Here is a 12,093-nt window from a genome sequence, read left to right as displayed (position 1 = left end):
TGGTGGCACTACGTCCCGGTCCTATCTTCGGGACATGACGCTCCCAAGCCGCCCCGTCGGAGAGCTGCTGCGCACCTGGCGCCAGCGGCGCTCTCTCAGCCAGCTCGACCTCGCCTGCCGCGCGGACGTCTCCGCCCGGCACGTCAGTTTCCTCGAGACCGGCCGCTCGAAGCCGAGCCGGGAGATGCTGCTCCACCTCGCGGAGGAGCTCGACATTCCCTTGCGTGAGCGCAACTCGCTGCTGGTCGCCGCCGGATTCGCTCCCGCCTATTCCGAGGAGAGCCTCGACGCCCCCGCCCTCCGGGCCGCACGGGAGGCGGTCGACCTCGTCCTCACCGGGCACGAGCCCTATCCGGCCCTGGCCGTGGACCGGCACTGGACCCTGATCGCCGCCAACCGAGCCATCGGCATGCTCCTCGCCGAGGTCTCGCCCGAGCTGCTCCGGCCTCCCGTCAACGTCCTCCGGCTCAGCCTGCACCCGGAGGGGCTTGGCGGGAACATCGTCAATCTGGAACAGTGGCGGGCCCACGTGCTCTCGCGGCTCCAGCGGCAGATCGATGTCTCCGCCGATGAGACGCTCGCCGCGCTCCACGAGGAGCTCCGCGGAGATGCCGCCCATGGCGGAGCTCCTCCGACCGGCGGGCCTTCACGAGAGCGGGACTTCGCGGGGGTGGTCGTCCCGATGCGCTTGAGGACCCGGTACGGTGTGCTGTCGTTCTTCAGCACCACGACCGTCTTCGGTACCCCTCTCGACATCACACTCTCGGAGCTGGCGATCGAGTCCTTCTTCCCCGCGGATCGGCCGACCGCCGAGCTGCTGCGGCGGATCGCCGAGAGTGGTGCGGGCACCGACGCGTGAGCCCCACCGGGCGGTGGGCCTTCACCTGTCAGGTTGAAGCGGGCAAGCGCTCGCGGAGGAGGCACGTCCTGGTTGGCGAGGCATGGGGAGCCCTCCAGGGTGAAGAATCCGGGCGAGTGTCCCTGTTCACGTCCGAAAGCGTACAATTTGACGTACCGGCGCGACGACGTCATGGGGACCGGGTCTCGCCAACAGGTGTGCTCATCCATGTTGGACATTCCGGGGTATCGGGTCCTTGGTACCATTCGAGCCACGGGCTCGAACGCTTTGTTTCAGGCGGTGCGTGAGGCCGATGGCCTGCCCGTCATCATCAAGACCCCGATGACGGCCTCGCCTGGTCGTACGGAGAACGAGCGATACCGGCGCGAGTTCTCCATCCTGCAGCGGCTGCGGGACGTGCGTGGCGTGGCCAGGCCCTATGCCTACGAACGACTCGGCGAGCGGCCCCTGTTACTGCTGGAGCGGGTGCAGGGCCAGTCCCTGTCCGAATCCACCGGCCAGCCCCTGGAGCCCTCCCGGTTCTTGAGCCTGGCCCTCTCCCTGGTCGCCACCCTGGGCGAGGTCCACGGCCGCAACGTCATCCACAAGGACATCAAACCCTCCAACATCATCTTGGAGCCCTCGGGAGACGCACGGCTCATCGACTTCGGGGTGGCCACGCTCCAGAAGGTGGAGCACCTGGACGCGGCTCCGACACACCTGGTGGAAGGCACTCTGGCCTACATGTCGCCGGAGCAGACGGGGCGGATGAACCGGGTGGTGGACTACCGCACGGACTTCTACTCCCTGGGTGTGACCTTCTACGAGCTGCTCACGGGGCATCGCCCCTTCCAGGGGAAGGACGCGCTCGAATGGTTCCACGCCCACATGGCGCAGAAGCCCCGGCCTCCGCACGAGCTGAACCCTCAGGTGCCCCCGGCCTTGTCCGCCGTCGTCCTCAAGCTGCTGGCGAAGGTGGCCGAGGAGCGCTACCAGAGCGCCGAGGGACTTCAGGCGGACCTGGAGCACTGCCGCCAGGCGCTGAGCCAGGGAGTGCGGGAGCCCTTCACGCTGGGTTCACGGGACACGCCCAACCGCTTCCAACTGCCGCAACGGCTCTACGGGCGTGAGGCGCAGGTGTCCACCCTGCTCGAGGGCTTCGAGCGGGTGGCGCGCACAGGCAGGCCGGAGCTGTTCCTCGTCAGCGGGTACTCGGGCATCGGCAAGTCCTCCGTGGTGAACGAGTTGCACAAGCCCGTGGTGGAGCGCCGCGGCTTCTTCCTGAGCGGCAAGTTCGACCAGTTCCAGCGGGACATTCCCTACGCCACCCTGGCCCAGATACTCCGGGGCCTGGTGCAGCAGTTGCTCGCGGGGAGCGATGAGGAGATTGGCGGGTGGCGCCAGCGGGTGAACCAGGCCTGGGAGGGCGACGGCCAGGCACTCGTGGAGCTGGTGCCCCAGCTGGGCGTGCTGGTGGGCCCACAGCCCGCGCTCCAGGAGGTGCCCCCTGGCGAGGCGCAGCACCGCTTCTACCGGGTGGTGCGCCAATTCCTCTCGGTGTTCGCCACCCTGGAGCACCCCATGGTGGTGTTCCTGGACGACCTGCAGTGGGCGGACCTCGCCAGCCTGCAGCTCCTCTCCCGACTGCTGTCGCAGCCGGAAACCCTCCCGGTGTCGTGGATTGGCGCCTACCGGGACAACGAGGTGGGTTCCTCCCACTCGCTCATCTCCGTGCTGGAAGAGGTGCGCAAAGCGGGCGCACGAATGACAGACATCCGCCTGGAGCCGCTGAGTGTGGCACAGGTGGAGGACCTGGTCGCCGACACGCTGCCGGGCGCGGACAGGGAGGTGGTCGCCCCCCTCTCGGCGCTGGTGTATGAGAAGACGGGGGGCAACCCCTTCTTCCTGCTGCAGTTGCTGGTGGCGCTCCACCAGGATGGCCTGCTGAGGCGTGAGCCCGGAGTCGGCTGGCGGTGGGATGCCGAAGGGGTGCGGGCCCGGGGCTACTCGGAGAACATCGTCGACTTCATGGTGGGCAAGCTGCGTCAGCTCCCCCCGGCCACGCAGCATCTGCTGCGACTGGCGGCGTGTGTGGGCAATGTCTTCTCCCTCCACATGTTGGGCACCCTCGCCGGCCTGTCCGCGGAAGGAGAGGTCGAGCAAGGTATCGAGCCCGCGCTCCAGGAAGGCATGCTGGTGCGCGCCGGCCCGGCGCAGTACCGCTTCCTCCATGACCGCATCCAGCAGGCGGCCCATTCCCTCCTCTCCGAGTCCGAGCGCAAGGCCGTCCACCTGCGCATCGGCCGGTTGCTGCTCGAGAGCCTCTCCCAGGAGCAACTGCGCGAGTCGCTCTTCGACGTGGTGAGCCAGCTCAACGCGGGCGTGGACCTGATGGAGGAGCCCGCCGAGCGCCACCAGCTCGTGCAGCTGAACGCGGAGGCGGGTTTCAAGGCCAAGGCCGCGGTGGCGCTCGTCCCCGCCATCACCTACTTCTCGGCGGCCCTCGCGCTCATCCCGGGAGACCCCTGGGAGACAGACCCCGAGCTGGCCTTCAAACTGCAATTCACCCGGGCTCGCTGTGAATTCATGCACGGCAACATCGCCGAGGCGCGCCGCCGGGTCGAGGAGCTCGCCCCCCGGGCTCGCACCCGTGCGGACTCCGTGGCCGTCTACATCCTGAGGATGGACGTCCACTTCGCCAGGGGTGAGAGCCAGGAGGGTCTGTCCTGCATACGGGAGTGTCTGGCATTGCTGGGCATGCCGCTTTCACAGAACCCCACCTGGGAGGAGGCGGTGGCCGCCCATGAGGAGGTGTGGGCCTTGCTGGGGGAGCGTCCCATCGAGAGCCTCATCGAACTGCCTCTCATGACGGATCCAGACGTGAAGCTGGCCGTCAGCACCCTCCTGGAGTTCTACCCCACCGCGTACGCCACCAACCACCTCCTCTTCATCATCATCCTGAGCAGGATTGTCTCCCTCTCCATCCGCCACGGTTTCGTGGATGCCGCCACGCCCGGATATGGCTGGTTCGGTTTCATCTCCGGCTCGTACTTCAAGCGGTACCGGGAAGGCCTTGCCTTCTCCAGGCTCGCCCTGGGGTTCGTCGAGCGATACAACCTGTCCGCCCACCGGGGCAGGGTTCTCTACTGCATGCAGTTCTGCAGCTACTGGACCCAGCCCCTCCCCAAGGCGCAGGAGTTCGTCCTCAATGGCTTCCACCACTCGCTTCAGGTGGGGGACATCCTGGCCGCCGCCTACAGCAACTGGTACATCGTCTACAACCGTCTCTTCATGGGGCATCACCTGGATGAGGTCTACCGGGAGACGCTCGTGCGCGGCGAGTTCTTGAGCAAGACGGGGATCCTGGATCCCCAGGACTATGTCCTGCTGGATCAGCGCTACGTGCAGCACATGCGCGGGAATACCCACTCGTTCGGCACGCTCAATGGGGACGGCTTCGATGAGCAGGCCTTCGAGGCTCAGCTTCCCAAACGCCAGGCGACCCTGAAGAGCAACTATTGGCTCGCCAAGCTCCAGTCGCGATTCATGAGCGGTGCCTACGCGGAGGCCCGGGAGGCAGCGGACAAGGTGTCCGAGTTCCTGTGGGTCATCCAGGGCACACTCCCTCAGTGCGTCTTCCACTTCTACCGCGCCCTGGCCCTGGCGGCGTGCTTCGAGGGGGCCTCACCCGAGGAGCAGCGGCGGTTCCTCGAGGCCATCCAGTCGCACCAGCGGCAGCTCGCGGAGTGGGCGGGCAATTGCCCCGAGAACTTCCACGCGCTCGAACAGCTGGTCTCCGCGGAGCTGGCCCGCCTGTCGGGACGGTCCGAGGAGGCCACGTGCGCTTATGAGGAAGCCATCCGCTCGGCGAGGGAGAACAGTGCCACCCAGTACGTGGCACTGGCCAGCGAGCTCGCCGCGAACTTCTGGCGCACCCGGAAGGCGCCCATCGTCGCGCATGCCTTCGCACGTGAGTCCCGGGCGGCGTACCGGCAGTGGGGTGCCCTGGGCAAGGTCCAGCAGCTGGAGTCCCGCTGGCCACACCTCTCTTCTTCCTCGGACACCCAGGACGCTCTGACCACGAGCAGTACGGACTCGACCCGTATCGACGCGCTCACGGTCGTCAAGGCCCAGCAGGCCGTCTCCAGTGAGATCGTCCTGGAGCGTCTGGTCACCACGCTGCTGCGCGCGGCCATCGAGAACGCGGGCGCCCAGCGAGGCGCCCTGCTGCTGCCCGACGGCGACACCCTGTCGGTGGCCGCCATCTCCGATACTTCGTCGGAGGGAGCGACCTCCGAGCTCCCGTGGACGCTCCTCTCCTATGTCCGGCGCACCCAGGAGCACGTGCTCATCGGCGATGCCTCCAAGCCCCATCCCTTCTCGTCCGATGCGTACCTGACACACAGCGGAGCGCGCTCGGTGTTGTGCCTGCCCCTGTTGAGGCAGGAGCAGTTCTCCGGGGCGCTCTACCTGGAGAACAACCTGGCCACCGACGCCTTCAACCCCGCGCGGCTGGCGCTCCTGGGTCACATTGCCTCCCAGGCCGCCATCTCCATCGAGAATGCCCGGCTCTATGCCGACGTGCAGCGCGCCAGGGCGGAGCTACACCGGGCCAATGAGGAGCTGGAGCAGCGGGTGGAGGAGCGCACGCGCGAGCTCACGCAGGCGCAGGCCCGCCTGGTGGAGACCGCTCGCGAGGTGGGCATGGCCGAGGTGGCCTCCAACGTCCTGCACAACGTGGGCAATGTGCTCACCAGCGCCGTCGTCAACCTGGAGATGATGCGTAAAGCCGTGGGCTCCTCTCGCGTGGGCCGGCTGAAGCAGGCCGCGACCCTGATACTGGAGAACCGGACCGGCCTGGCGGACTTCCTCGCCGAGGGCGCTCGCGGCAGCCACCTGCCGGGCTACCTCTCCGCCCTGGCTGATGAGTTGATGCTCGAGCAGACCCGCCTCATGGAGGACATGGATGTCATGGGGCGACACATCGAGCACATCCGCACCATCGTCCAGGTTCAGCAGACGTACGCCAGGACCACGCTCATGACGGAGGAGTGCGACCTGGCCCAGCTCGTCGACGATGCCCTGCGCATCCAGATGCCCGCCCTGCAGCGCCACGGTGTGTCCGTCCGCCTCGAACGCTCTCCCGTCCCCAAGGTGAAGGTGGACAAGCACAAGGTGCTGCAGATCCTCATCAACCTGCTCAGCAATGCCAAACACGCGTTGGACTCGAAACCCGAGGGGCAGCGCAACCTGTGGGTGAGGCTGAGAGCGGAAGGGCCGGTGGCGCGCATCCAGGTGGAGGATGATGGGATGGGAATCGCTCCAGAGGTGAAAGGGAAACTGTTCTCCCACGGCTTCACCACCCGCAAGGACGGCCACGGCTTCGGCCTGCACTCCAGCGCCCTGGCGGCACAGCTCCTCAAAGGCCGCCTGACCATCGACAGCGAGGGACCGGGTAAGGGCGCCGTGACCACCCTGGAGCTTCCTCTTTAGTCGCGCTCGAGGCGGCCTCTACCGGGACAGCAGCCGTTCGAGCCATGCCTCGCGAGCCGCGTTCGCCGCTCGGGAGACGGCGGCATCTGGCGCCATCTGGCTGAAGCCGTGGAACGCGCCACCCCAGACGTGGAGCTCCGCGTCGCCGCCCGCTGCCCAGATCGCGCTCGCGTAGGCAACGCCCTCGTCGCGGAAGACTTCAGCCGCCCCCACGTCGATGAAGGTGGGCGGCAGGCCGCTCAGATCGGTCGCGCGAGCGGGGGCCGCATAGATAGACACGTCGTCCGTTCCGCGCCGGTCACCGAGCAGGGCCGTCCAGCCGGTCAGGTTGCTGATGCGATCCCAGATGCCGATCCCCTGGAACTGGTACGACGAGACGGTTTCGTTCCGATCGTCGATCATCGGGCACTGGAGGAGCTGTCCGAACAGCTTCGGCCCCTCGCGGTCGCGCGCCAACAGGGTGGTGCCAGCGGACAGGCCGCCCCCAGCGCTTCCGCCGAAGATGATGATCCGCTCCGGATCGACCAACAGCTCCTCGGCATGCGCGGCCATCCACGCGAGTCCCGCGTAGCAGTCCTCGACCGGGATGGGAGCTGGGTTCTCGGGTGCCCGTCGGTATTCGACCGTGACGCACACGGCGTCGAACTTCATCGCCCACGCCACCAGGTCCAAGGCGCCCGCGAAACGGTTGGCCATGACCATCCCGCCGCCGTGGATGTGATAGATGCCGGGTCCCGGCCGGGCATGGTCCTTTCGCGAGATCACCGAGACGACCATGTCCACCCCCTGGTAGCCGGGGATGGTGAAGTCGACGCACTGGACCGGCCTGTCACCAATCTGATCGGCGATCGAAGGCACGGGCATCGCACGATATTTCTCGATCTGATCGGCTGTCATGTTGACGGGTGCGAAGGCGGCGAACGTCGGAAGGACTCTGGCGAGCTCGGGCTCGAACGGGGGCGGCGTTGGGCTCGTCTTCGTGTTGCTCATGGTCATCGACCTCGATTCATGGGGTGAGTGGGCTTGCCCCGGGTGATGGCCGGCTTCTACCTGGAGTTCGCCCTCATGCTCACCGTCTCGGAGCTCAGCGACGGCTGGGGCTCCCGCGTTCGGGCAGGTTCGTGCCCGACCCATGCGGGTGGGTTTCCCACTCACTTCTCCTCTGCGCCAGGGAGCGCCTCCGGGCCTTCCTCCGGGCCGGACATGTCAGACCCGACCGGTAGTGTTGCTTCATGCCCAACACCGGTAAGGAAGGGTCTTCCGTGGCTGATTTCCGTGAGAATCCGTGCGTCTCGGTCAACAAGCTCGGCCAGTACCTCACCGCGCGTCCCGCGCTGCGCAAGCGCATCATCCACGCGCAGAAGCACCCGTGTGACCCCAAGTACCTGCGCTACCCCGAGGCCGCCCAGGCCATCGTCGAGTTCCTCTGCGACGGCCGGGACGAGGCCATCCTCCGCTACCACCAGCACCGCCTGCTCAACGCCATCCCCGAGTCGGACTTCGACGCCCACCGGCTCGCCCTGTGCGCCGAGGCCCTCCAGCACTTCCTCAAGGCCTCGGGCGAGCTGGCGCTGACGAACGCGGTGGCCAGCCCCGCGGACGAGGGGCTGCCTCCGCTGGCGCTCGCGGGGGTGTCCATCAACGTGCGCCCGGAGCTGCTCCTGCGCAGCATGGACCGCCACGGGATGATGCGCTCGGGGCTGCTCAAGCTCTACTTCTCCAAGCACACGCCTCTGGACGAGGCCTCCGGCCAGTACATCGCCACGGTGCTCCAGCTCTTCGCCGAGCAGAACCTGAAGCAGCAGGGCGAGGTGGACCACCGGCTGGTGCGCGTCTTCGACGTGTTCGCCGGCAAGGTGTTCGTGGCGCCCAAGGCCCAGCGGCGGCGGTTGGGAGACGTGCACCTGGCGTGCGAGGAGATCGCCGCGCGCTGGGACATGAACTGAGCGCCGGCCAAGAGGCGAGCGGGCCGGCGGAGACAGCGGTGAGGGCGGAGCCTGAGAAGGCAGCTTTCCTGCATGACTTTTCCGCTCGTGGGCTCCTGTGTCCCAGAAGCGCTTTCAACAAGGGGGTTCGCGATGTCACGGGAGTGGACAAGGACGAGCGCCGCGCCGCCGTTCTGTTCGAGAAGGCCTGCGCGGGCGGGGTGGCCGAGGCCTGTCACTGACGCCATGCGACAGCTTCTGATGTGGGTGACGGTCGCCCTCTTCTGTACAGCGGGAGCGGCGGCTGGAAGTGAACGGCCAGAGGCTCGACTGCGGGAAGCGCAGGCCGCCTTGGATGAAGCGGAGGAGCTCTCCAAGGCACGCAAGTACGCCGAGGCCATCGCACGGGCCGAACATGCGCTGGCACTCCGGGAGACGGTACTCGGGAGCACGAATCCACGAGTCGCCGAGGTGCTCGATGCCCTCGGTCGCTTCCACACGGCCCAGGGGTTGTACTCCCGAGCCGAGCCCCTCTTCCAACGCGCTCTCTCCATTCAGGAGAAGGCGTTCGGCAAGAGCCATCGCCTCGTCGCCGCGGAGCTCGAGAGGCTCGGCAACATCTATAGGGCTCAGGGGGCCTACGACAGGGCCGTGCCCATTTATGAGCGGCTGCTCGCCATCGAGGAAGCGCGCCGCGACCAGGACCCTACCGCCCTCATCGATACGCTCACCCTGTTGGGAAGTTCCTACTGGCACCAGGAGCTGGACGCGAAGGCCCAGCCGTTCTACGAGCGCGCGCTCTCCATCGGCGAGGCCGCCTTGGGCAAGGACGACCCGAACATCTCGGGCCTGCTCAGCAACCTCGCCCGCGTCTACCAGGACCAGGGGTTGTACACCCGGGCCGAGGCTCTCTACCTGCGCTCGGTGGCCGTGGTGGAAGCAGCGGGGGGCAAGAACCACCCCGGGCTCACCCCGCTGCTCAACAATCTCGCCAACCTCTACTCGGCCCAGAAGTTGTACGCCCAGGCCGAGCCCCTCTACCTGCGCTCGCTCGCCCTGGGGGAAGCGACCCTCGGGAAGGAGCATCCCCACGTCCTCCAAGCGCTTGACAATCTCGCCGGCATCTACAAGAAACAGAGGTTGTATACGCGGGCCGAACCCCTCTACCTGCGCTCTCTCGCGGCCCGGGAAGCCAACCAGGACCAGGATCCTCAGGCTGTCGTCGATTCGCTCGAGAAGCTCGCGGATCTCTACATCCTCCAGGCGTTGTCCGCCCAGGCCGAGCCCTTTCTCCAGCGCGCGCTCGCCCTCAGGGAAGAGCTGTCCGGCAGGGAGCATCCCAGCGTCGCGTATTGGCTCACGAGGCTCGCTGACGTCTACTTCCGGCAGGGGATGTACACTCGGGCCGAGCCGCTCTACGAGCGCGCGCTCGCCCTTCTGGAAGGGACCCCCAGCCAGGGCGCTCACCTCGTCAGTGCGCTCAGCGGCCTCGCCAACATCTACATGTCCCAGGGGCTGTTCTCGAAGGCCCGGGCGCTCCTCGAGCGCGCGCTGTCCATCGCGGAATCGAACCTCGGCCAGAGCCATCCAAGTCTCATCCCCCCGCTCATCGGTCTCGCCGCCTGCACCTTCAGGGAAGGGAAGCTCGTGGAGGCCCGGGCGCGCTATCAGCGCGCACTGGCGATCACGGAAGCGGCCTTTGGCAAGACCGATCCGCTCGTCGTCGGCCCTCTCATCAACCTCGCCAGTTTCGAGATGAGTCTGGGGGATTACGCACGGGCCGAGCCGCTCCTCCAGCGCGCACTCGCCGTCGGGGAAGAGACCCTTGGCGAGAAACACCCCGATGTCGCTCGAGTGCTGATCGAGCTCGCTTCTCTCTACCAGGACCAGGGGTTCTGGGAGCGGGCCGATTCCCTTCTCGATCGAGCGCTCCCGATCTGGGAGGCAACCCTCGGCGAGAACCATCCCTACTCGGACCTCCTGCTCGATGCGCTTGCCTGGCGCTTCCTGCGCGAGGATCGCCCGGACGAGGCGCTTCCCGTCCTCCAGCGCGAGCTCGCCCTCTCCGAGCGGCGACTGCGCGAGGAGGCGCTCGGATTCGCCGAGACCCGCCTGGACAGCTTCCTCGACCACCTGCCGTCCGGCGAGGAAAACATCTACGTGCTCCTCGCCCTCCGGCCAGACGATGCCCGCGTGCGACGCCTGGCCTTGTCCGCCGTGCTCCTGCGCAAGGGCCGCTCCGTCGCCGAGCTCGCCGACACCTCTCGCACCCTCCACCGGAGCCTGAGCACCGAGGATCGCGACACCTTCGAGCGGCTGCGAGGCCTGCGCACCCAGATCGCCATGCTGTCGCTGCCGGGGCCCGGTTCGCCCACCCCCGCCAACCACTTGAAGAATCTCGAGGACCAGGCCAACGCCCTCGAAGCGGAGCTGGCCCGGCGCTCCGCGCCTCTGCGCGCGCTGACCACGCTGCCAGGTCCCGACGAGATCGTCGACCGCGTCACCCAGGGCCTCCCCAGCGACGGCGCCCTCGTCGAGTTCATCCGGGACGAACAATTCAAGATCCTGCCCCCCCGGCCCGGCACGCGAGATCCGCGGGCCTATGGAAAGAGCCACTACGTGGCCATCGTGCTCTTCCCCGATGGACAGACCCGCACGGTCGACCTGGGCAACACCGCGCCCATCGACCGTGCCGCCGTGGACCTGCGTAACGCCCTGGCCCGGCGCGATGCGGAGGTCCAGGTCCCCGCCCAGGCGCTCTACCAGCTCGCCTTCCAGCCCCTGCTGCCGCTGCTCGGAAAGACTCGCCGCCTCTTCCTCTCGCCCGAGGGTCAGCTCAGCCTGGTGCCCTTCGCCGCGCTTCATGACGGGCACCAGTTCCTGGTCGACTCCTTCGACTTCACCTACCTCACCTCGGGCAGGGAACTGCTGCCTCGTGCCCAGGGGGTGGCTCCCTCCACCTCCGTCGTCGTCCTGGCCGATCCTGACTTCCGCGCTCCGCTCCAAGCGCCTCCCGCCGCCCCGGCGGACACGACGGAGCAGACGGAGCGCTCGGGCCTCGTGGCGCGCTTCTTCGCCACGCATCGCGCCGACCTGACGGAAGGCGCCTGGGTTCCGCTGCCCGGCACCCGTCGGGAAGCCGAGGCCATCCAGCGCCTCATTCCCCAGGCCCAGCTCTTCCTCGGAGCCGCGGCCACCAAGGAGCGGCTGCTGCACCTGCCCACTCCCGGCGTCCTCCACCTGGCCACCCACGGCTTCTTCCTCGAGGACGACACCGCTGTGTCCAAGGGCTCCCGCGCTGTCGGCCATTTCGGCGCGCTCGGCGAGAGCACTTCCTCCCGCCTCCCCCCCCATGCGCTCCTGCGCTCGGGGCTCGTCCTCGCGGGCGCGCGGGCGCCGGCGCAAGGTGCCGCCCGGCCCCGGCTGGACAGCGCCCTGGTCACGGCCTCGGAGATGGCCGGGCTCGACCTCTGGGGCACGCAACTGGTGGTCCTCTCCGCGTGCGACACGGGGCGCGGGGAGGTCAGGAAGGGCCAGGGCGTCTACGGCCTGCGGCGGGCCCTGATCGCCGCGGGGGCCGAGACGGTGGTCATGAGCCTGTGGCAGGTGAGTGACGGGACGACGAGCCAGCTCATGGAGACCTACTACCGCAACCTGCTCGAAGGGCAGGGCCGCGCCACCGCCCTGCGCGAGGCCATGCGCGCGCTCCGGAGCCGTCATCCGCACCCGCACTTCTGGGCGCCCTTCATCGTCCTGGGCCGGGACACGCCATTGAGCGGCCTGGCGCTGCCTCCCCAGCCGTCACCGAAGCCCTAGTTCCCCGTTTCGTTGCATGAC

At 67.8% G+C, this 12,093-nt stretch carries 5 protein-coding genes; 4 read left to right on the top strand and 1 reads right to left on the bottom strand.

Features of this window, described 5'->3' with window-relative positions; translation table 11 throughout:
• Positions 1-34: 34 nt before the first annotated feature.
• Positions 35-859 carry a helix-turn-helix domain-containing protein gene (locus JRI60_RS50170; protein ID WP_204223241.1) on the top strand — a complete coding sequence of 275 codons (825 nt, stop codon included), beginning with the start codon at positions 35-37 and terminating at the stop codon, positions 857-859.
• 207 nt (positions 860-1,066) lie between these two features.
• Positions 1,067-6,331 (top strand): trifunctional serine/threonine-protein kinase/ATP-binding protein/sensor histidine kinase, encoded by a 5,265-nt coding sequence (locus tag JRI60_RS50165; RefSeq protein ID WP_204223240.1) that lies wholly within the window; start codon positions 1,067-1,069, stop codon positions 6,329-6,331.
• Between the two features lie 18 nt (positions 6,332-6,349).
• Here JRI60_RS50165 and JRI60_RS50160 read toward each other — a convergent pair whose 3' ends face one another.
• Positions 6,350-7,321 (bottom strand): alpha/beta hydrolase, encoded by a 972-nt coding sequence (locus JRI60_RS50160; RefSeq protein WP_204223239.1) that lies wholly within the window; start codon positions 7,319-7,321, stop codon positions 6,350-6,352.
• Between the two features lie 272 nt (positions 7,322-7,593).
• Here JRI60_RS50160 and JRI60_RS50155 point away from each other — a divergent pair, with 272 nt between their 5' ends.
• The gene (locus JRI60_RS50155; RefSeq protein WP_204223238.1) at positions 7,594-8,277 is read left to right on the top strand and encodes a hypothetical protein; all 684 of its coding nucleotides are present in this window, start codon (positions 7,594-7,596) and stop codon (positions 8,275-8,277) included.
• A gap of 225 nt (positions 8,278-8,502) precedes the next feature.
• Positions 8,503-12,072: a CHAT domain-containing tetratricopeptide repeat protein gene (locus tag JRI60_RS50150; RefSeq protein WP_204223237.1), complete on the top strand. Its 3,570-nt coding sequence runs from the start codon at positions 8,503-8,505 to the stop codon at positions 12,070-12,072.
• Positions 12,073-12,093: the final 21 nt, after the last annotated feature.

Origin of the sequence: Archangium violaceum, from assembly GCF_016887565.1 — a bacterium.
GTDB classification, from domain to species: domain Bacteria; phylum Myxococcota; class Myxococcia; order Myxococcales; family Myxococcaceae; genus Archangium; species Archangium violaceum_B.
This window is presented reverse-complemented; position numbering and strand designations above follow the sequence as displayed.

Excerpts from the sequence above, each read along its gene's own strand:
- JRI60_RS50170 (WP_204223241.1), top strand. The coding sequence starts at position 35 with ATGACGCTCCCAAGCCGCCCCGTCGGAGAGCTGCTGCGCACCTGGCGC.
- JRI60_RS50165 (WP_204223240.1), top strand. The coding sequence starts at position 1,067 with ATGTTGGACATTCCGGGGTATCGGGTCCTTGGTACCATTCGAGCCACG.
- JRI60_RS50160 (WP_204223239.1), bottom strand. The coding sequence starts at position 7,321 with ATGAGCAACACGAAGACGAGCCCAACGCCGCCCCCGTTCGAGCCCGAG.
- JRI60_RS50150 (WP_204223237.1), top strand. The coding sequence starts at position 8,503 with ATGCGACAGCTTCTGATGTGGGTGACGGTCGCCCTCTTCTGTACAGCG.